This window comes from Streptomyces sp. NPDC047061 (assembly GCF_040643955.1).
GTDB lineage: Bacteria > Actinomycetota > Actinomycetes > Streptomycetales > Streptomycetaceae > Streptomyces.
The window spans coordinates 21,595-40,264 of sequence record NZ_JBEYVI010000047.1 but is presented as its reverse complement, the minus strand read 5'-3'; the positions used below and the strand labels follow the sequence as shown (position 1 = coordinate 40,264).

Here is an 18,670-nt window from a genome sequence, read left to right as displayed (position 1 = left end):
GACGACCGTCACGAGGTCCTCCTGCGGTTCGCGGTGATCAGCACGGCGTAGGAGAAGACCACGATGACCAGGCCCAGCAGGAAGGAGACCGCGGCCGCGTAGTTCACCTGCTGTCCGGTGAAGGCGAGGGTGTAGGCGTAGAGGTTCGCGGTGTACGAACTGTCGATCACGTCGGGGGCGATGGTCTGCAGCAGCTTGGGCTCGTTGAACAGCTGGAAGCTGCCGATCACCGAGAACAGCAGGGTCAGCAGGAGCGCCGGCCGGAGCGCGGGCAGCTTGACCGACCAGGCGATGCGCCAGGCGCCGGCGCCGTCCACGGCGGCCGCCTCGTACAGCTCACCCGGTATGGTCCGCAGCGCGGCGTAGAGAATGATCATGTTGTAGCCGACGAACTCCCAGGTCACCACGTTCGCCAGGCTGCCCAGCAGCCAGGTGTCGCTGAGGAAGTGCGGGACCGGCACGTCGAGCTTGCGGCCCAGTTGGGCGAAGGGGCCGAAGTCGGGGCCGTAGAGGTAGCCCCACATGAGGGTCGCGACGACGCCGGGTACCGCGTACGGGACGAAGATGCCGAGCCTGATGACCCTGGCGAATCGCAGCAGGCCGCTGTCGAGCGCGAGCGCGAAGAGCAGGGCCAGCAGCAGCATCACGGGGACCTGGATCGCGAAGAACGCCGCGACCCGCAGGAGACCTTCCCTCAGCTGCGGGTCCTTCAGGGCGGTCACGTAGTTGTCCAGCCCGACGAACGTCGTCCCGCCGATGAGGCGTTCCTGGAACAGGCTGAGATAGGCGGCGTAGCCGAGCGGGGTCAGGAACAGCAGCACGAACAGCACCATGAACGGTGCGATGAACAACGGGCCTGCCGCACCGTGGCGCAGGCCACCGAGCCGGCGGCGCTGCGGCCCTGCTCGGCGCGGGTCCTCGGTGGAGGCCGCGGTCATGGCGGTCATCAACGGGCCTTTCTGGATGTCGGGAGGGCCGGCCGCGGGTCCCGCGGCCCGGGCGGCGAGCGCCGGGGCCGGAGCCGGGACCCGCCGGCGCTCACGCGGACCTGACGGTGAAGCCCTGGCCCTTGGCGTAGGTGGTGAGCCGCTGCTGCCAGGCGTCGAGGGCGGCCCCGCTGTCGGTCTTGTCGGCGAGGGACTTTCCGACGGTCTCGGTCCAGTCGGTGGCGGCCTGGTCGAGGAAGGGGGGCCACTGGAAGTCGTCGCTGACCGTGTCGCCGATGCCGGCGAAGACCTGGTTCACCTTCTGGCCGCCGTAGAAGGACGGCGTGGCGCCGGCGAAGGACGGGTCGGCGAGCAGGGCCTTGGTCGCGGGGAAGAACGACTGCTCGGTCGCGAACATCTTCGCGCTCGCGGGGTCGCTGTTGAGGAACTGGGCGAACTGCGCGGCGGCGACGGGGTTCTTGGTCGAGCGGATGACCGCGCTGGTCGATCCGCCCCAGTTCCCGGACGCGGGGCTCGACGCGTCCCACTGCGGCAGCGGGGCGGCCCGCCACTTGCCCGCCGTGGCCTTGGCGGAGCCGGAGAGGAACGCCGGCCCCCAGGCGGCGGTGATCCAGGTGGCGTACCTGCCCTTGTTGAGGCCGGCGTACCAGGCGTCCGTGAAGTCCGGGTCGGTGCTGATGACGCCCTCCTTCGCGAGGCCGCCCCAGTAGGTGCCGAGCTTCTTGGAGACCGCGTCGTTCACGTCGATGGTGATGTCGCTCTTGCCGGAAAGGGCGTAGGGGTGGGCGCCCGCCTGCCAGAGCAGGCCGTGCCAGGCCGCGGCCTCGTTCGCCGCGAGGTTGGTCAGGTAGACGTCCGGGTCGGCCTTGTGCAGCTTGCGCGCGGCGGCGGCGAAGTCGTCCCAGGTCGTCGGCGGCTTGATGCCGTGCTTGTGGAAGATGTCCTGCCGGTACAGCATGCCGAGCGGGCCGGTGTCCTGCGGGATCGCCCAGATCTCACCGTTGGGGCCGCCGACCTGTGCCCAGGTCCAGTCCACGAACGCGCTCTTCAGGCCGGTGGCGCCGTAGGGGCTCAGGTCCAGCAGGCTGTCCGTGATGGTGAACGTGGGGATCGCCTGGTACTCCACCTGTGCCAGGTCCGGGGCGCCCTTGCCGGCCTTGATCGCCGTACGCAGCTTGGTGTAATGGGCCACGCCCTGACCGGCGTTGACGACCTTGACCTTGACGGCCGGGTACTTCTTCTCGAAGAGGGCGACCTCCTTGTCGATGTTCGGGACCCAGGTCCAGAAGGTGAGTTCGGTCGGCGTCTTCATCGCCTTGTCGATGTCGGCCTGGGACAGCGGCTTGGCGGTGCTGCCGCCGCTGCCCCCGCTGCCGCTACCACCGCTGCAGGCGGACAGTGCGACGCCGAAGGTCGCCGCCCCCACGGCGGCGAGGAATCCGCGACGGCTCGGGGAGGAGGGCGTGACGAAGGATCTGGGCATGGTGGACTCCCGCCGGTTGGGCGAAGGTGAGGGCATGCCTGCGGCGGCATGCCGGGCAAGGGAACGCAGGGAGGTGACGACCGGGACTTCGAGGTCGGTGCGGGGAAGGCCACGTCGTCATCGGCTGCTCCCGGCTCGCAGCGCGGATGGCGGACCACGAGGGGGAGGGCGGTCGGAGCAGGCGCCGATACAGCGGCCCGCTCGGCGAGAAGGAGAACGTGCGGTGCCCGAGTCCCTGCGGGCGGCTGAGCCGGCATGGCAGGGAGGGGCGAACCGGGCAGCGGCCTGTGCGGCGGCTGCGCAGGTGTGACAGGTGCGGCCCGGAATCCGTGCTCTGGGCCTACTGGGGCTGAAGCCGATCAGGAACGGTCGGATGGACCTCCACTCGGGGGCGTGGCCTTCGCGGCACGACGGGGGCGGGTGGCGGAGCGCCGTGCCCCGCCCGGATCGGTCCGGGCCGGAGCGGGCGCGGTCGATGCGCGAAGGACGAGCTCGACGGGCGGGTCGTTGGCCGGGGGCAGGTCGGCGCCGGGCTTCTCGATGGCGTGGACGAGAAGTCTCAGCCCCTCCTGGGCCACGGCGTCGAACGGCTGACGCACGGTGGTCAGCGGCGGGGTCACGAACGCGGCCACCGGAATGTCGTCGAATCCGACGACGCTGACGTCGTCCGGCACGGTGCGGCCGGCCTCCGCCAGCGCGCGCATGAGGCCGATGGCCATGTCGTCGTTGGCGGCGAACACCGCGGTCACGTCGGGATCCGCGGCGAGTACCCGGCCCGCCGCGTAACCCGATGCGGCGGACCAGTCGCCCTCGACGAGCGACGGCTCGTCGCGGCCTCGTGACTCCAGTGCCTCACGCCATCCCCGCAGGCGGTCGCGGGCGGCATACCAGCGCTGCGGCCCCGCGAGGTGGTGGACGGTCCGGTGTCCGAGGTCCAGGAGATGCTCGGTGGCCGCCCGTGCCAGCAGGTCGGCGCCGACGCCGGCGGCCACGGTGCCCGGGGCCGTCGTGGCCACGGGCGCGCCCAGGACCAGCACCGGTACGCGCACGTCGGTGGGGACCGCTCCCCCGTCCGCCTCCTCGTCGATCGGCTCGGAGATGACGATGCCGTCCACGCCCTGTTCGAGGAGCGAGTCGATGGCTCCGCCGACGCCCCCCGGGTCGCCCTCCAGGGTGTTGACCACACGGAGCGCGTAACCGGTGACCCGGGCGGCCCGCTCGATGCCGATGAGAAGTGACGCGGGTCCGTACAGTGCCGTCCCGAGCGTCACCACGCCGATGGATCGGGTCCGGCCGGAGGCCAGTGCCCGGGCCGCGTGGTTCAGCCGGTAGCCGAGTTCGTCGGCCGCGTCGAGAACGCGCTTGCGCACCTCTGCCGAGACGTACGCCTCGTCGTTGAAGACCCGCGACACCGTCTTCTGCGACACGCCGGCCAGCCGGGCCACATCCACGCTCCGGGGCGCGCCGGAGACGCCGGCCCGTCCTGCCGATGGCGTCATGATGTCTCCCGATGGCCGCGTTCCGCGCCGGTTGCCCCGACGACCTGACTACGCAGCCATGTCTACGCAGTCAGAAGATGTCCGTCAAGAGTGCGGAACATATTCGTCATATGGCGTTCCCGTGTTCGGCACCGCTCCGCGAACACCCCGTCGACCTCGCGCCCGGCACGAGTTCGCCGGGCGCTGCTTCCCGGTCGGGCAGCTCGCACACCCCACCCTCGCGCGGCGGCACCCGATGGGCCGGGGCGCCGGATCGGCTCGGCGAGAAACGTGCGCGAGACCTCTTGACGGCCGAAATATGACTGCGTAGACATGACTGCGCAGTCGGTGATGACTGCGCAGTCAGCCATCCGCCGGCTCCACACCACCCCTCAGTCCCAGCTCACTACCCGGTGACGCGTCGTGGGTTCCCCTCACCGGCCAGTGACCGAAATATCGAATGAAATCGAATGAAATCGAATGAAGGGCGCCATCGTGGTGACCGTCGAACACAAGGACCACCAGCACGCCGATCAGTTCGTCGTGGGTGTGGACTTCGGGACGCTCTCCGGGCGGGCTGTGGTGGTCCGGGTGAGCGACGGCGCGGAGCTGGCGGTCGGCGAGTACGCCTACCCGCACGCGGTCCTCGACCGCGAGCTGCCCGACGGAACCCCGCTGCCCCCCGACTGGGCGCTGCAAGTGCCGGGCGACTACATCGGCGTCCTGCGCCACGCGGTCCCCGAGGCGCTGGCCGGTTCCGGGGTTCGGCCCGAGCAGGTGATCGGTATCGGAACGGACTTCACCGCCTGCACGGTCCTGCCCGTGCGCTCCGACGGCACCCCCCTGTGCGAAGTGCGGGGACTCTCCGGCCGCCCGCACGCCTACGTCAAGCTCTGGCGCCACCACGCCGCGCAGGGCCAGGCCGACCGGATCAACGCCCTGGCCGCGGAGCGCGCGGAGCCCTGGCTGGAGCGGTACGGCGGCCGGATCTCCTCGGAGTGGGAGTTCGCGAAGGCCCTCCAGCTGCTGGAGGAGGACCCGGAGGTCTACGACCTCACCGACCGCTGGGTCGAAGCGGCGGACTGGATCGTCTGGCGCCTGTGCGGGACGTACGTCCGCAACGCCTGCACCGCCGGGTACAAGGGCCAGTTCCAGGACGGCTGCTACCCCCCGGCCGACTACCTCGCCGCCCTGAACCCCGCGTTCGCCGACTTCGTGACCGACAAGCTGGACCAGCCGGTCGCCGAGCTCGGCTCCCTGGCCGGACGGCTCACGGCGGAAGCGGCCGCATGGACGGGACTGCCGGAGGGCATCGCGGTCTGTGCCGGCAACGTGGACGCCCATGTGACGGCGCCGGCCGCCACCGCGGTCGAACCCGGCCGGATGGTGGCCATCATGGGCACGTCCACCTGCCATGTCATGAGCTCCGACCGGAAGGGCACGGTGCCGGGCATGTGCGGGGTCGTCGACGGCGGCATCCTGCCCGGTCTGTGGGGCTACGAGGCCGGTCAGAGCGGAGTCGGTGACATCTTCGCCTGGTTCCTGCGCACGGGGTTCCCCGCCGAGTACGCCGAGCGGGCCAGGCTCATGCAGCGCACCCCGCACGAGTACCTGACCGAACTCGCGTCGAGGCAGAGGGTGGGCGAGCACGGCCTGATCGCCCTGGACTGGCACAGCGGCAACCGGTCCGTCCTGGTCGACCACGATCTCAGCGGCGTGGTGCTGGGTCTCACGCTGTCCACACGCCCGGAGGACGTCTACCGCGCCTTGCTGGAGGCGACCGCCTTCGGCACCCGCACCATCATCGAGGCCTTCGAGTCGTCCGGGGTCCCGGTCCAGGAGCTGATCATCGCCGGCGGACTGACCAGGAACGCGCTGCTCATGCAGATCTACGCCGACGTCACCCGCCGCCCGCTCGGCGTCATCGACTCCGCGCAGGGTCCCGCCCTCGGCGCGGCCATGCACGCCGCGATCGCGGCCGGCGCGTATCCCGACATCCGGGCCGCGGCACACGCGATGGGCAGTGCCCGTCCCGGCGTGTACCTGCCCGACCCGGACCGGGCCGCCGCCTACGACCGTCTGTACGCCGAATACCGGCTGCTGCACGACCACTTCGGTCGTGGCGCCAATGACGTCATGCACCGGCTGCGCCGGATCCGGGCCGAAGCCTCCGCCTGAACGCGTGACTCCCCGCGGTTCGCGGCCCCCTGCACTCCCCTCTGAAAGGACACCTCATGGAGAGCGACTCCACGTACCAGCTCCCGGGCGAGATCTGGTTCCTGACCGGCAGCCAGGGCCTGTACGGCGAGGAGACCCTGACCCAGGTCGCCCACCAGTCCCAGCGCATAGCGGAGCGGCTGGACGCGAGCGCCGAGATCCCCCTGCGCATCGTGTGGAAGCCGGTCCTCACCGACTCCGATTCCATCCGCCGGCTCTGCCAGGAGGCCTCCTCCTCCGACACCTGCGTCGGTGTGATCCTCTGGATGCACACCTTCTCCCCGGCCAAGATGTGGATCGCCGGGCTCAGCGCCCTGGACCGGCCCGTGCTCCATCTGCACACCCAGTACAACCTGTCGCTGCCCTGGTCGAGCATCGACATGGAGTTCATGAACCTCAACCAGGCCGCCCACGGGGACCGCGAGTTCGCGCACATCGGGTCCCGCCTCGGGGTGAACCGCAAGATCGTGGCCGGTCACGCCAGCGACGCCCGCGTCCAGAGCCGCGTGGCCGCCTGGTGCCGGGCCGCCGCGGGCCGCCACGCTTCGCGCACCCTGAGGCTGGCCCGCTTCGGCGACAACATGCGCGACGTCGCCGTGACGGAGGGCGACAAGGTCGAGGCCCAGCTGCGGTTCGGCTTCTCCGTGAACACCTACGGCGTGAACGATCTGGTCGAGGTCGTCGACGCCGTCGAGGAGAAGGCGGCGGCCGAGCTCGCCGCGAGCTACGTCGACGAGTACGACGTCCGTCCCATTCTCCGGCCGGACGGCGTCCGCCACGACGCGTTGCGGTACGCCGCACGCCTGGAACTCGGTCTGCGTACGTTCCTGGACGAGGGCGGTTTCACCGCCTTCACCACCAACTTCGAGGACCTCGGCGGCCTGCGCCAGCTGCCCGGACTCGCCGTCCAGCGGCTGATGGCCGACGGATACGGCTTCGGCGGCGAAGGCGACTGGAAGACCTCCGCCCTGCTGCGCACGATGAAGGTCATGGGCTCCGGGCAGCCCGGCGGCACCAGCTTCATGGAGGACTACACCTACCACCTCGGACCGGGCGAGCCGCGCATCCTCGGCGCCCACATGCTGGAGGTCTGCCCCTCCATCGCGGCCGGCCGCCCCAGCTGCGAGATCCACCCGCTGTCGATCGGCGGCCGCGAGGACCCCGTCCGTCTGGTCTTCGACGCCGCCCCCGGCCCCGCCGTGGTCGTCGGCCTCTCCGACCTGGGTGATCGCTTCCGTCTCACCGTGAACACCGTGGACGTGGTCGCGCCCGGCCGGCCTCTGCCCCAGCTCCCGGTGGCCAGGGCCGTGTGGCAGCCGCGCCCGTCACTCGCCGAATCCGCCGAGAGCTGGCTGCTCGCCGGTGCCCCGCACCACACCGTGCTCAGCTCGGCCGTCGGCATCGAGACGCTCACCGACTTCGCCGCCATGACCGGCGTCGAACTGCTCGTCATCGACGAGAACACGAGCACCGAGCAGTTCGCCAAGGAGATCCGCTGGAACGCCGCCTACCACCGGCTCGACCAGTCGCTGTGAGCACCCCGCCCTCGGACGGGACCGTCCCGTCACCGCAGCAAGAACAAGGAGCACCGATGACCCTCACCGTACGGGACGGCCTGCGGCAGGAGGTGCTGGCGGCGAATCTGGCCATACCCCAGGTCGGTCTCGCCACCCTGACCTGGGGCAACGTCAGCGGAGTCGACCGTGAGGCGGGGGTGTTCGTCATCAAGCCCTCGGGGGTTGCCTACGACGACCTCTCCATCGACAGCCTGGTCACCGTACGGCTGGCCGACGGCGCGGTCGTCGACGGCGACCTGCGCCCCTCCACCGACACCGAGACCCACCGCTGCCTGTACCTCGCGTTCCCCTCCGTCGGCGGAGTCACCCACACCCACTCCACCCACGCGGTCGCCTTCGCCCAGGCGCGCCGGGACATTCCCGTCCTGGGCACCACCCACGCCGACACCTTCAACGGCCCCGTCCCGTGCACTCCGGACCTCACCGCGGAGCAGTGCGCCACGGACTACGAGTACAACACCGGCCGTGTCATCGTGGATCTGCTGAAGTCGGACGACCGGGCGGCAGCCGAGGTACCCGCCGCGCTGGTCGCCAACCACGGCCCGTTCACCTGGGGTGCGAGCGCGCGCAAGTCCCTGGAACACGCGATCATCTGCGAAGCCGTCGCCGACATCGCCATCCACACCCTCGCCCTGATCCCCACCGCCCCGCCGCCCCGCCATCTCCTGGAACGCCACTACACCCGCAAACACGGCCCCGGCGCGTACTACGGCAACCCGCAGGTGACGGCCCCGGCCCGCACGCGGGGTTGATCGCCATCGGCGCGGCCCCGGCTGGAAACACCGGCAGCAGGCTCTCGACGCACGCGAGTACCGGCTTCGAGCGGATCACCGCCTACGCCGCAACGGCCCTACGCCGCAGCGGCCCTACTCCGACTGCGCAGGCCGGTCCATGGGCCGCAGCAGCCGGAGAATCATCTCGACGGTGCGCTCGACGGGGTGGGTCCGCACGATGACGGTCGAGAGCAGCGTACGGGTCAGGACCGCGGCAAGGAGCATGTCGAAGACGTCGTCCGGATCCACGGCCGGGTCGACGCTGCCGGGTGGAGCGGCGCGCAGGATGTCCTCGAACTGAGGCCGCGCCGACACCCGCAGATACAGCTCCGGTGAACGGGCGCGCTCCGAGGCCTGATGGTGCGCGAGGAGTCCGGCCGCGGCCGCGCGCGCGGCCGGGGCGCCGAAGGCCGCCAGGTAGGCACCGATGAAGCGGCGCAGATCGCGCCGGAGATCCCCCGTCGGCTGCACGCTCAGTGGGCTCAGCCCGGGGAACGTGGCCTCCTCGATCAGCTCGATCCTTGACGGCCAGCGCCGGTAGACGGCCGAGGCGTGCACACCGGACTGCTCCGCGACGGCCTGGATCGTCGTCGCGTCGAAGCCGCGTCGGACGAGCAGTTCGCGCGTTGCCGTGAGAGCCCGTTCGTTGATGCTCATGTCACGTGGGCGGCCCGGGCGACGGCGAGGCTCTTCCATGCCGGCGATTGTATTGAACAGTCACTGACCAGGTCCTGCCCGGCAGTCGAAGCCGACTGCCCTTCCTTGATTATAGGAGGCCGTCTTCTGTAATTCCCGCGGTGGCGCTACAGTCCCGGAGAACGGACTGCGGAGGAGACGCTGATGCGTGCTGCTGTGCTACGTGGCGGAACGGTCGAAGTGCGAGACATCGAGGACCCTGTTCCCGGACCGGGCCAGCTCCTCGTCCGCTCGCTCGCGTGCGGTGTCTGCGCGTCGGACCTTCACTTCATGGACCATCCGGAGGCGGGTGCCGACGACGACAGCGGAATGTCGACCTACGACCAGGACGTCGACATCGTCATGGGCCACGAGTACTGCGCCGAAGTCGTGGACTACGGTCCGGACACCGAGCGCCGGATCCCCGTCGGCGCGCGCGTCAGCTCCCTGCCGGTGCTGACCACCCCCGCCGGCCGAAGGATCATCGGGCAGAACCCCGAGTCGCCCGGCGCGTTCGGCGAGTACTTCCTGGTGACCGAGGCCATCACCCGGGTCGTGGACTCGGACCTCCCGAGCGGGATCGTCTGTGTCGCCGACGCGTTGTCGGTCGGCTGGTCAGCCGCCTCGCGCGCCCGGGTGACGCCGAAGGAGGTACCGCTCGTCATCGGCTGCGGCGCCATCGGGCTGTCGGTGATCGCGCGGCTCAGAAGCCTTGGCGTGGGCCCGGTCGTGGCGGTGGACTTCGTGGCGTCACGGCGTGCCACCGCACTGGCCATGGGGGCCGACGTGGTCGTCGATCCGGCCACGGTCTCGGCGTACGGGGCGTGGCACGACGTGGCCCACGCCCGCGGGCCGGGCGGGTCGGTGCAGGACACGACAGCGCTGCGCGGTCGACCGGGCTGTGTCGTGTTCGAGTGCGTCGGTGTTCCGGGCGTCCTCGACTCGATCATCAAGGGATGTGTGCCCGGCACCCGCATCTTCTCCGTCGGCGGGCCGCCCGAAGGCGACCACCTGCACACCCTGACCGCGAAGCGGAAGGGCCTGAACATCCAGTTCGGCGGCGGCCCGTCGATGGCCCACTGGGACGAGGCGTTCGAAGCGGTCTGCTCGGGCGGCCTCGATGTCACGCCGATGCTGGGCGGCGCAGGAACCGTCGCGCTCGACGACGTGCCCGCCGCGCTCGACGCGGCCCGCGACGCGAACGGCCCCGCCCGCGTCGTCGTACCCGGGGAGCTGTGACCGATGAGCGACACCGGTGAACTCGCCGAGCTGCGCGCCACGGTGGAGACGCTGGCGACGAAGGTGCGCGCCCTGGAGGACCAGGTCGAGATCATGCAACTCGTCGCCCAGTACGGGCCCGCGGTCGACAGCGGTTCGGGGGAGGCCGCGGCAGCGCTGTGGACCGACGACGGCATCTTCGACGCCCTCCCCCATCTGCGCATGGAAGGCCGGGACGACATCGTCGGCACGGCGCCGGCCACCAGAGCCTGATCCACAAGGGCTGCGGTCACGTCCTGACCGCGCCCCACATCGTCGTCGACGGCGACCGCGCCACCGGCCGCAGCCATGCGCTGCATCTGCGCTGGGACGCCGAGGCAGGCCGTTTCTGGGTGTTCCAGGTGTCCGCGAACACCTGGCGCTGGGCGCGCACCCCGCAGGGCTGGCGCATCACCGAGCGCATCAACGCCAACCTCGACGGCAGCGCCGAACACCGCGGAATGCTCACGCCGCCCGGCCCCCGCGGCCGCCTGGAGGACGAGTGAAGATCGGTTTCATCGGCCCGGGCCGTATGGGCCGGCCGATCCTCGACCGCCTGCTGGCCGCGGATCACGACGTCACCGTGTGCGTACGCCGCCCGAAGGCCCGGGCGACGGCCGAGGCCGACGGGCTGACCTGTGCCGACACGGTCGGGGCAACAGTGCGCGACGCCGACGCGGTGTTCGTCGTCGTGCTGAACGACGAGCAGGTGCGATCGGTCTGCCTCGGTTCCCGGGGTACGGGAGCCTCGGACGGAGCCACCGCCGTCATGAAACCGGGCGCGACGCTCGTCCAGCACACCACCTCCGCCCCCGCGACCGCACAACTCCTCGCCGAGGCGGGCGCGAGCCGCGGGATCAGGGTGCTCGACGCCGCGCTCTCCGGCAGCCCGCAGGACATCGCCGCGGGCCGGCTCACCCTGTGGGTGGGCGGGGACGAGGCCGTGCTGGACGCCATGCGTCCCGTGCTGGAGACGTATGCCTCGCCGGTCATGTCCGTGGGGCCGGTCGGCAACGGTCAGTGGGTCAAGCTCGTCAACAACGCGCTGTTCGTGGCACAGGTGGGTCTCGCGATCGACGCGGTTCGCCTTGCCGGCTCGCTGGGGATCGAGGAGCGGGCGATCCTGGCCGCCGTGCAGCACGGCAGCGGCGCCAGCCGAGCGCTCGGCGTCGTCGCCGGCGGCGGCTCGGTCGACACGGTCGCGGAGCGTCTCGCGGACCTGATGAGCAAGGACATCACCGTGGTGCGCGAGGTCGCGGCGGACGCGGGAGCGGACCTCGGAATCATCGGGCGAGTCCTGTCCTCGGACGCGGTCGAAGGGAAAGTGCTCCGTTCGGCCGACCGCGACTCCTCCACATGAACTTCCCTTCCGCCCCCCTCCAGTTGACCGATCGCCCCGGACGAGGAGCACAGGATGGCTGAACCTCTCACGAGCACGTACGGGCCGTGGGGCATCGTCGCCGGAGGATCCGACGGCGTCGGGGCCGCGTTCGCCCACGGGATGGCCTCCCGGGGCATGAACGTCGTGCTGGTGGCACGACATTTACCCGTACTGGAGGCCTGCGCCGACGACATCCGTACGCGGCACGGCGTCGAGGCCCGCACGGTGGCGCTCGACCTCAGTTCGCCAGGTGCCCTGGCCGCACTCGCGCGCGCGACCTCCGACCTGGAGGTCGGGCTCTTCGTCTACAACGCCGGTGGCGACGACCGAAGCGTCGCGTTCCTCGACAGGGATCTGGACACCCATCTGGGACTGGTCCACCGCAACTGCACCGCCGTACTGGAAGCGGCCTACCGCTTCGGCGGCCCGATGGTGGACCGGAAACGGGGGGCCATGGTGCTGGTGACGTCCGGCGCGGCCTGGGCGGGTGGGGCCACGCTCGCCGCCTACGGCGCGACGAAGGCGTTCGATCTCATCCTGGCGGAAAGCCTGTGGGCGGAGTGGCGCGACAGCGGGGTGGACGTCCTCGGGCTCGTCCTCGGCAGGACCGACACCCCGTCGCTGCGACGCGCGGAAGAGGCACAAGGACGGGCGTACGACGGTGACTCGGCCGACCCGAAGGACGTCGCCGAGGAGGCGCTGGACCACCTGGCCGAGGGTCCCACCTGGATCTGCGGCAGCAGCACCCCGACCGGCGGCTCACCGTTCGGCGGACTCAACCGCCGCCACGCGGTACTCGCGATGAGCCGGAGCGCTTCCGCGCCCGGAGGGAAAGCGGAACAGCACGGAAGATCCGTCTCGGAATGATCTTCCCGGCCCGTGGCGGGCGAGCGCTCCGGCGATCTTGAGGCCGACGCCGCCCGGTACCGCGGTGAGTACGTCCGCCGGCGCCGTCCGCATCGGCTCCGCGGACGTCGCCACGAGGTCGGCCGGTGTCCGGCGGACGCCGACCGCGACAACGCGGCCCCGGGTCGCGACATGTTCGGAGCCGGTGGACCCGGGTACCCCGGTGGCACCTGGAACCGTTGAGTCACCTCTCCTCCGGGCGAGGTTCCAGAGTCACGAACTCCCGCCGTCTGACGGCACCCAGTGGAAACCAGCCCTGCCCTCTGCGTATCGGCCCCGCCTCACTGCTCGGCCGCTGCCAGTGCCGCCTGGGCCTTCTTCCGGTAGGTGGCGAGCTTGTCCGCAGGGGCGACGACCTGGTGGCTGCGGGACTTGACGGACACGTCGTGTCCCTCGGCCGCCTTGCGCAGCGCGCCGACGGTGGCCTGGGCACGGGGGATGTGGGCGAACGGGTCGAACGAGTACCAGCGCATCGCGTTCCTGTGGGTCATCTTGTCGGTCTCGTCGTCCGTCACGGAGTTGGCGGTGAGCACCTCGTGCAGCTGTTCCGGGGCGTTCGGCCACATGGAGTCGCTGTGCGGGTAGTCGGCCTCCCAGCAGATGTTGTCGATACCGATCTCGTTGCGCAGCCGAACCCCGATCGGATCGCTGATGAAGCAGGTGAGGAAGTGCTCGCGGAAGATCTCCGAGGGCAGCTTGCCGCCGAAGTCCTGGAGGGTCCACGTGGCGTGCATCTCGTAGGTGCGGTCGAGCCGTTCCAGGAAGTACGGGATCCAGCCGGTGCCGCCCTCCGACAGGGCGATCCTGATGGCCGGGTACTCCTTGAGCACCCGGGACCACATCAGGTCGGCGGCGGCCTGGACGAGGTTGATCGGCTGGAGGGTGATCATCACGTCCGGCGGGGCGTCGGGGGCGGTGACGGCGAGGCGGCCCGAGGAGCCGATGTGCAGGTTCATCACCGTGCCGCAGTCGGTCAGGGCACGCCATACCGGGTCCCAGTACTCGGAGTGGAAGCTGGGGTAGCCGAGCGGTACCGGGTTCTCGGGGAAGGTGAGCGAGTGGCAGCCCTTCTCGGCGACCCGGCGGATCTCCTGGGCGCACAGTTCGGCGTCCCAGATGGCCGGCAGGGCCATCGGGATGAACCGGCCGGGATGGGCGGCGCACCACTCGTCGATGTGCCAGTCGTTGTAGGCGCGGACCAGGGCGAGCGAGAAGTCGGAGTCCTCGGTGGCGAACAGCCGGGCCGAGAAGCCGGGGAAGGAGGGGAAGTTCATCTGGGCGAGGACACCGCCGGCGTTCATGTCGGCGACCCGCTCGTCGACGTCGTAGCAGCCGGGCCTGATCTCGTCGAGGCCCTGCGGGTCCATGCCGTACTCCTCCTTGGGGCGGCCGGCGACCGCGTTGAGCGCGGCGTTGCCCACGCTGTTGTCGCGGAACTGCCACACGTCGCTGCCGTCCTCGCGGTGGACCAGGCGCGGGGCGCCCTTCTTGTAGCGGTCCGGCAGGTGGTTCGCGAACAGGTCGGGCGGCTCGATGATGTGGTCGTCGACGCTGATGAGGATCATGTCGTCGCGGTTCATGCGGGCTCCTTTGGGCTCGGGTCAGTCCGATGCGGGCAGTGCCTTGGGCGCCTTGATGTGCAACGGCTGTCCGCCGTAGGTGAGTTGGCCTGCGCCGGAGGCGGTGCAGAGGAGTTCGAGGGTGTCGGTGGCGTCGACGTAGCGCTTTCCGATGAGCGTGCCGGACGGCTCTTCGTCGGCCGGTGCGGCGGGGGCGTCCCGGGCCGCGACCATCGGCAGGCCGCCGCACTCGATCGGGCCCTCCGCACTCGCCGGGGCCCGGATGACGATCACCCGGGTGGTGGAGGTGGCGGAGGCGAGCTGGTCACCTGGGCGAGCTGGCAGCGCCATTGCGTGGTTCTCCTTCTGGTGCGGGTGAGTCGACTTCTCGTGCGGGTGGGTCGGTCGTCTTCGCGGCGACGGCGGGATCGCCGAGGCGCTCCCCCAGCCGGTCCAGGTCGTAGGACTGCCGGACGAGCCAGAAGCGCAGGAAGCCGGTGAGCGAGTAGCGGAGGAAGAGCGCGGCGCCCACCACGGCGGCCGTGATCCCGCCGAGGCCGAGGGCGAGCGCGTCGCCCTGCGCGAGCGCGTTGTCCGTGGCGTGGGCGAGGGGGAAGGCGAGGGCTCCGAGCACGAGGCCCGCGGTCATGAGCAGTCCGCCGAGGCGGAGCCAGAGGCCGGCGCGGGCCGCCGCGGGGTCGGGGATCTTCAGTTCGGCGAGTTCACGGACGAACCGGTCCGCCCGCGAGGCCGGTACGGGGGTCGACGTCATGTGGGGCTCCCCAGGTAGTAGGAGGACAGTTCGGCCTGCAGGGAGCTGTCGGGGTGCCCCTGCCACTGGATCCGGCCGCGGACGAGGACGGCCGCGTGGTCGGCGATCTTCAGTACGGCGGCGGCGAACTGCTCGACGACCAGCACCGCGACGCCCTGCCGGGCGATCCCGGCGACGAGTTCGTACAGTTCGGCGACGACCAACGGGGCGAGCCCCATGGAGAGTTCGTCGAGGAGCAGTACGGCGGGGTCGGTGGCCAGGCCGCGGGCGAGCGCCAGCATCTGCTGCTCGCCGCCGGAGAGGGTGCCCGCCTGCTGGGTGCGCCGGGCGGCGAGGACGGGGAAGCGGCCGTACGCGGTCTCCTCGATCTCCTCCCGGCCGCGGCCGCAGAAGGTCATCATCAGCAGGTTGTCGCGGACGGAGAGGTTGGGAAAGACGCCGCGGCCCTCCGGGATCAGGCAGACCCCGGCGCGGGCCAGGCGGCCCGGGCGGATCCCGGTGACGTCCCGGCCGCCCATCAGCAGGTGCCCGGCGCCGGGCGGATGCAGTCCGGCGGCGACCTTCAGGACCGTCGTCTTGCCCGCGCCGTTGGGTCCCAGGAGTGCCACCACCTGGCCCGCGGCGACCGTCAGATCCACCCCGTGCAGCACGGTGATGCCGTGGTAGGCGGCGCGGACGCCACGGAGTTCCAGCAGCGGGCCGGCGTGCACGGTCATGGCTCCCCCAGGTAGGCCGCGAGGACGGTCTCGTTCTGCTGGATCTCGGCCGGCGGGCCGCACGCCACGACCCGACCGAGGTCGAGGACGTACACGTCGTCGCAGACGGCCATGACCAGGCTCATGTCGTGTTCGACCAGGACGACCGCCATGCCCTCGGCCGCCAGGGAGCGCAGCAGGTCGGCGAAGCGTTCGGTCTCCTCGGCGTCCTGCCCGGCCGCGGGTTCGTCGAGGAGCAGCAGGCGGGGGCTCTGGACGAGGGCGCGGCCGACCTCGACGAGGCGGGCGATGCCGGTGGGCAGGGCGTCCGCCGGGGCCTGGGCCGTGTCGGTCAGGCCGAGGCGTTCCATGACCTCGTCCGCCGTACGGGCCGCGTGGCCGCGTCGGGGCCCGAGTTCCGCGGCCACGAGGAGGTTGTCGCGCACGGAGAGCCGGCCGAAGAGTTCGAGGTGCTGGAAGGTCCGGGACAGGCCACGCCGTGCTCGGCGGGCGGGGCCCTCGCCGGTGATGTCACGGCCGTCCAGCCGCACCCGGCCGGTCTGCGGGCGGCGGAGCCCGGAGACGGTGTCGAACAGTGTGCTCTTCCCGGCCCCGTTGGGGCCGATCAGGCCGGTGACCCGGCCCGCCTCGGCGGCCAGCGACACCCGGTCCAGGGCCCGCCTGCCCCCGAACGCGACGGTGATCCCCTCGGCTTGCAGCAGCGGTTCAGCTTGCAGCAGCGGTGGCACGGCTCAGCACCTCCCCGTCCTCCGGCCGCCATGGGCGTCGTACGCCCCACCACTCCGGCGGGATCCCGACGGGAGTGGCCTCGCGTGCGGCGGCACGGCCGCGCAGTGTCACGGCCGCCAGCAGGGCGACGGCCAGGGACGGCGGACCACCGTCCGGGACGAGGGCGGCCGACGCCCAGCACACCGCGACCACGCCGAGGAGTGCGGGCAGCAGCAGCCGGTCGCGGCCGAGCGGCGCCCAGTCGGCCCGCAGCCGTGCGATCACACCGCCCGGGCTGTGCGCGAACCCCATGCCCGCGAGGGCGATGAGAAGGGCCGACAGGTTCTGCGCCCAGGGACCGAGCCCGTCCAGCAGTTGCGTGGGTACGACGTACGCGAGTCCCGTGAACAAGCCCGTGCCGACCGACCCCAGGCCGCCGACGACCGCGATCAGGAAGACGGGCAGTCCGGCGACGAGGTTGAACCGGTCGGCGGTGACGGTCTGGAGCTGCATGCCGTAGAGCGCACCGCCCAGTCCCGCGATGCCCGCGGAGAGGGCGAAGACCGCGACCTTGGCCACCAGCAGGCGGCCCCCGAGGGTGGCGTAGGCGGCCTCGCTGTCACGCAGGGCGATCAGTCGGCGGCCGTGCCGGCCTCGCCGCAGGGCGGCCACCCCGACCGAGGTGACGGCCAGGCAGACGGCGGCGAGGAGGAGCAGTTCGGCCGGTGAGGTGAGGTGCAGGCCGAACAGGTCGGGGCCGGTCACGTCGACCGAGCCCTGGTCGAACAGGGCGATGTGCACGCCCAGCAGGTCGAAGGCCGGCAGGGTGAAGATCCACCGGTCGAGGACGGTGGCGAAGGCGACGGTGCCGAGCGCCAGGTAGATACCCGACAGGCGCAGTGCGGGCAGTGCGACCAGGGCGCCGACGGCCGCGGCGACCAGCACGGCGACCGGCAGCGCCCACAGTTCGCCGTGCGCGCCGAGGTGCCCCCAGACCACCGCGCCGATCCCGGCGACGGAGAGCTGGCAGAGGGAGACCTGCCCCGCGTATCCGGCCAGCGGCACGTAGGACAGGGCGATCACACCGAGCGAGAACAGCGTGCCGTAGGAGATGACCTGGTCCTCGGTCAGGACGCTGACCAGAAGCAGCGCGAGCGCGAGGACGCAGCCCGCGAAGGCCAGGCTGCCGCGCCTGCCCGGCAGCGGAACGCGGACCACCGTACGGTCGCGGCGGCGCAGCCGGTGGTGCGGGAAGGCGAGCAGGGCCAGGAAGAGGAGCAGGGCGGGGGCGGCCAGGCGCAGGCCGGGCAGGTAGTCGTTCTGCGGCAGGTAGCCGGCGAGGTAGGCCTCCAGCAGGCCGACGACGACCGCGCCGAGGAAGGTGAGGGGCAGGCTGCGCAGCCGCCCGAAGACGGCGGCGGTGTAGGCGCTGACGATGAGCAGGGAGAGCTGCTGCGCGTCGAGCGCGACGGTGGGGGCGATGAGGATGCCGCCGACGGCGGCGAGCTGGATGCCGAGCACCCAGGCCAGCCGGCCGGCGCGCAGCGGGTCGGCACCGGTCAGCCCGGCGAGGGCACGGTCGTCGACGCTGGCGCGCATCTCGGTGCCGGCCCGCGTGCGGTGGAGCAGGAACCACAGGCCGACGGCGATGGCGAGCGCGGTCGCCATCGTGATCGCCTGGTGCCAGGTGACGACGGCCGGGCCCAGGCGGACGGCCCGCTCACCGGCGAAGAACGGGGTGAGTGGACGGGGTGTGTTGGGATCCCAGACCCAGCGGGCGAGCGCGATGCAGCCGGCGAGCAGGGCGACCGTCATGACGAGCCGTTCGGCCTCGCCCAGAGCCTGCACGGGGCGCATCAGGACCCGTTCGACGAACAGTCCGAAGGCGGGCGCGAGGACGAGGAGCACGACGGCCAGGGCGACCGGTACCGGCCAGGCCCACCCGACGGCGAGCTGCCAGTAGGCGAAGGCCGCGAGCATTCCGGCCGCGCCGTGGGCGAAGTTGAAGACCCCGGCCGTGGTGTGGGTGAGCACCAGACCGCTACCGATCACGGCGTAGATGGCGGCGGTGCTCAGGCCGACCACCGTGAAGGCCAGGAACTGATCCATGGATTGGAAACTAGCTTCTCGCTTATAGAGAATCAACCATTCGCACAAGGGGAGGTTGCTTCACACGGCACCGGCGTTGACGGCGCCGGGTCCGCATGGAAGCGTGATACTC

Annotated in this window: 17 protein-coding genes and 1 pseudogene; 8 read left to right on the top strand and 10 right to left on the bottom strand. The window is 71.3% G+C overall.

Translation table 11 applies throughout. The features are described 5' to 3' along the window. Window positions 1-8: 8 nt before the first annotated feature. The 3 genes from ABZ887_RS42760 to ABZ887_RS42750 form a co-directional block, all read right to left on the bottom strand. Window positions 9-947, bottom strand: coding sequence for a sugar ABC transporter permease (locus ABZ887_RS42760; protein WP_361302921.1), 939 nt, complete (start codon window positions 945-947; stop codon window positions 9-11). A gap of 91 nt (window positions 948-1,038) precedes the next feature. Further along, a complete protein-coding gene (locus tag ABZ887_RS42755; RefSeq protein ID WP_361302918.1) occupies window positions 1,039-2,430 on the bottom strand; it encodes an extracellular solute-binding protein in 1,392 nt (463 codons plus the stop codon). A 359-nt stretch (window positions 2,431-2,789) separates the two neighbouring features. Continuing rightward, window positions 2,790-3,929 carry a LacI family DNA-binding transcriptional regulator gene (locus ABZ887_RS42750; protein ID WP_361302915.1) on the bottom strand — a complete coding sequence of 380 codons (1,140 nt, stop codon included), beginning with the start codon at window positions 3,927-3,929 and terminating at the stop codon, window positions 2,790-2,792. 459 nt (window positions 3,930-4,388) lie between these two features. Here ABZ887_RS42750 and araB point away from each other — a divergent pair, with 459 nt between their 5' ends. From araB to araD, 3 genes are read left to right on the top strand one after another with little or no spacing between them, the layout of a single operon-like run. Further along, the gene (araB, locus tag ABZ887_RS42745) at window positions 4,389-6,086 is read left to right on the top strand and encodes a ribulokinase (RefSeq protein WP_361302912.1); all 1,698 of its coding nucleotides are present in this window, start codon (window positions 4,389-4,391) and stop codon (window positions 6,084-6,086) included. 56 nt (window positions 6,087-6,142) lie between these two features. Continuing rightward, window positions 6,143-7,660 (top strand): L-arabinose isomerase, encoded by a 1,518-nt coding sequence (gene araA, locus ABZ887_RS42740; RefSeq protein WP_361302910.1) that lies wholly within the window; start codon window positions 6,143-6,145, stop codon window positions 7,658-7,660. 56 nt (window positions 7,661-7,716) lie between these two features. After that, window positions 7,717-8,454 carry an L-ribulose-5-phosphate 4-epimerase AraD gene (araD, locus tag ABZ887_RS42735; protein WP_361302907.1) on the top strand — a complete coding sequence of 246 codons (738 nt, stop codon included), beginning with the start codon at window positions 7,717-7,719 and terminating at the stop codon, window positions 8,452-8,454. Window positions 8,455-8,568: 114 nt separating this feature from the next. Here araD and ABZ887_RS42730 read toward each other — a convergent pair whose 3' ends face one another. After that, entirely contained in the window at window positions 8,569-9,132 is a 564-nt protein-coding gene (locus ABZ887_RS42730) for a TetR/AcrR family transcriptional regulator (RefSeq protein WP_361302904.1), read from the bottom strand. Window positions 9,133-9,315: 183 nt separating this feature from the next. On the opposite strand from ABZ887_RS42730, the gene ABZ887_RS42725 reads away from it, so the two are divergent. The 5 genes and pseudogenes from ABZ887_RS42725 (at window position 9,316) to ABZ887_RS42705 (ending at window position 12,655) form a co-directional block, all read left to right on the top strand. After that, on the top strand, window positions 9,316-10,389 hold the full coding sequence (locus ABZ887_RS42725) for a zinc-binding dehydrogenase (protein ID WP_361302901.1): 1,074 nt from the start codon (window positions 9,316-9,318) through the stop codon (window positions 10,387-10,389). A 3-nt stretch (window positions 10,390-10,392) separates the two neighbouring features. After that, a pseudogene (locus ABZ887_RS42720) lies at window positions 10,393-10,769 on the top strand (nuclear transport factor 2 family protein); the annotation flags it as partial. Beyond that, the gene (locus ABZ887_RS42715; protein ID WP_361303028.1) at window positions 10,770-10,913 is read left to right on the top strand and encodes a hypothetical protein; all 144 of its coding nucleotides are present in this window, start codon (window positions 10,770-10,772) and stop codon (window positions 10,911-10,913) included. Further along, window positions 10,910-11,767: an NAD(P)-dependent oxidoreductase gene (locus tag ABZ887_RS42710; RefSeq protein WP_361302898.1), complete on the top strand. Its 858-nt coding sequence runs from the start codon at window positions 10,910-10,912 to the stop codon at window positions 11,765-11,767. Before ABZ887_RS42715 ends, ABZ887_RS42710 begins: the two co-directional genes overlap by 4 nt. Before the next feature lie 54 nt (window positions 11,768-11,821). After that, on the top strand, window positions 11,822-12,655 hold the full coding sequence (locus ABZ887_RS42705; protein ID WP_361302895.1) for an SDR family NAD(P)-dependent oxidoreductase: 834 nt from the start codon (window positions 11,822-11,824) through the stop codon (window positions 12,653-12,655). A gap of 320 nt (window positions 12,656-12,975) precedes the next feature. Here the strand turns inward: ABZ887_RS42705 and ABZ887_RS42700 are convergent, their stop codons facing one another. Genes ABZ887_RS42700 through ABZ887_RS42675 form a run of 6 tightly spaced genes read right to left on the bottom strand, consistent with a single transcriptional unit; the run spans window position 12,976 to window position 18,558 of the window. Beyond that, entirely contained in the window at window positions 12,976-14,274 is a 1,299-nt protein-coding gene (locus ABZ887_RS42700) for an amidohydrolase family protein (RefSeq protein ID WP_361302892.1), read from the bottom strand. Between the two features lie 21 nt (window positions 14,275-14,295). Then, window positions 14,296-14,604 carry a hypothetical protein gene (locus ABZ887_RS42695; RefSeq protein ID WP_361302889.1) on the bottom strand — a complete coding sequence of 103 codons (309 nt, stop codon included), beginning with the start codon at window positions 14,602-14,604 and terminating at the stop codon, window positions 14,296-14,298. Then, window positions 14,579-15,025: a hypothetical protein gene (locus tag ABZ887_RS42690; RefSeq protein WP_361302886.1), complete on the bottom strand. Its 447-nt coding sequence runs from the start codon at window positions 15,023-15,025 to the stop codon at window positions 14,579-14,581. The genes ABZ887_RS42695 and ABZ887_RS42690 overlap by 26 nt, the downstream gene beginning before the upstream one ends. After that, window positions 15,022-15,741 carry an ABC transporter ATP-binding protein gene (locus ABZ887_RS42685; protein ID WP_361302883.1) on the bottom strand — a complete coding sequence of 240 codons (720 nt, stop codon included), beginning with the start codon at window positions 15,739-15,741 and terminating at the stop codon, window positions 15,022-15,024. The genes ABZ887_RS42690 and ABZ887_RS42685 overlap by 4 nt, the downstream gene beginning before the upstream one ends. Further along, on the bottom strand, window positions 15,738-16,469 hold the full coding sequence (locus tag ABZ887_RS42680) for an ABC transporter ATP-binding protein (protein ID WP_361302880.1): 732 nt from the start codon (window positions 16,467-16,469) through the stop codon (window positions 15,738-15,740). The genes ABZ887_RS42685 and ABZ887_RS42680 overlap by 4 nt, the downstream gene beginning before the upstream one ends. Next, window positions 16,447-18,558, bottom strand: coding sequence for an ABC transporter permease (locus tag ABZ887_RS42675; RefSeq protein ID WP_361302877.1), 2,112 nt, complete (start codon window positions 18,556-18,558; stop codon window positions 16,447-16,449). The genes ABZ887_RS42680 and ABZ887_RS42675 overlap by 23 nt, the downstream gene beginning before the upstream one ends. Window positions 18,559-18,670 lie beyond the last annotated feature (112 nt).

Coding starts and splice junctions, on each gene's coding strand:
- ABZ887_RS42750 (WP_361302915.1), bottom strand. CDS start 3,929: ATGACGCCATCGGCAGGACGGGCCGGCGTCTCCGGCGCGCCCCGGAGC.
- ABZ887_RS42755 (WP_361302918.1), bottom strand. CDS start 2,430: ATGCCCAGATCCTTCGTCACGCCCTCCTCCCCGAGCCGTCGCGGATTC.
- ABZ887_RS42695 (WP_361302889.1), bottom strand. CDS start 14,604: ATGGCGCTGCCAGCTCGCCCAGGTGACCAGCTCGCCTCCGCCACCTCC.
- ABZ887_RS42675 (WP_361302877.1), bottom strand. CDS start 18,558: ATGGATCAGTTCCTGGCCTTCACGGTGGTCGGCCTGAGCACCGCCGCC.
- araA (WP_361302910.1), top strand. CDS start 6,143: ATGGAGAGCGACTCCACGTACCAGCTCCCGGGCGAGATCTGGTTCCTG.
- ABZ887_RS42685 (WP_361302883.1), bottom strand. CDS start 15,741: ATGACCGTGCACGCCGGCCCGCTGCTGGAACTCCGTGGCGTCCGCGCC.
- araB (WP_361302912.1), top strand. CDS start 4,389: ATGAAGGGCGCCATCGTGGTGACCGTCGAACACAAGGACCACCAGCAC.
- ABZ887_RS42705 (WP_361302895.1), top strand. CDS start 11,822: ATGGCTGAACCTCTCACGAGCACGTACGGGCCGTGGGGCATCGTCGCC.
- ABZ887_RS42730 (WP_361302904.1), bottom strand. CDS start 9,132: ATGAGCATCAACGAACGGGCTCTCACGGCAACGCGCGAACTGCTCGTC.
- ABZ887_RS42760 (WP_361302921.1), bottom strand. CDS start 947: ATGACCGCCATGACCGCGGCCTCCACCGAGGACCCGCGCCGAGCAGGG.
- ABZ887_RS42700 (WP_361302892.1), bottom strand. CDS start 14,274: ATGAACCGCGACGACATGATCCTCATCAGCGTCGACGACCACATCATC.
- ABZ887_RS42725 (WP_361302901.1), top strand. CDS start 9,316: ATGCGTGCTGCTGTGCTACGTGGCGGAACGGTCGAAGTGCGAGACATC.
- araD (WP_361302907.1), top strand. CDS start 7,717: ATGACCCTCACCGTACGGGACGGCCTGCGGCAGGAGGTGCTGGCGGCG.
- ABZ887_RS42690 (WP_361302886.1), bottom strand. CDS start 15,025: ATGACGTCGACCCCCGTACCGGCCTCGCGGGCGGACCGGTTCGTCCGT.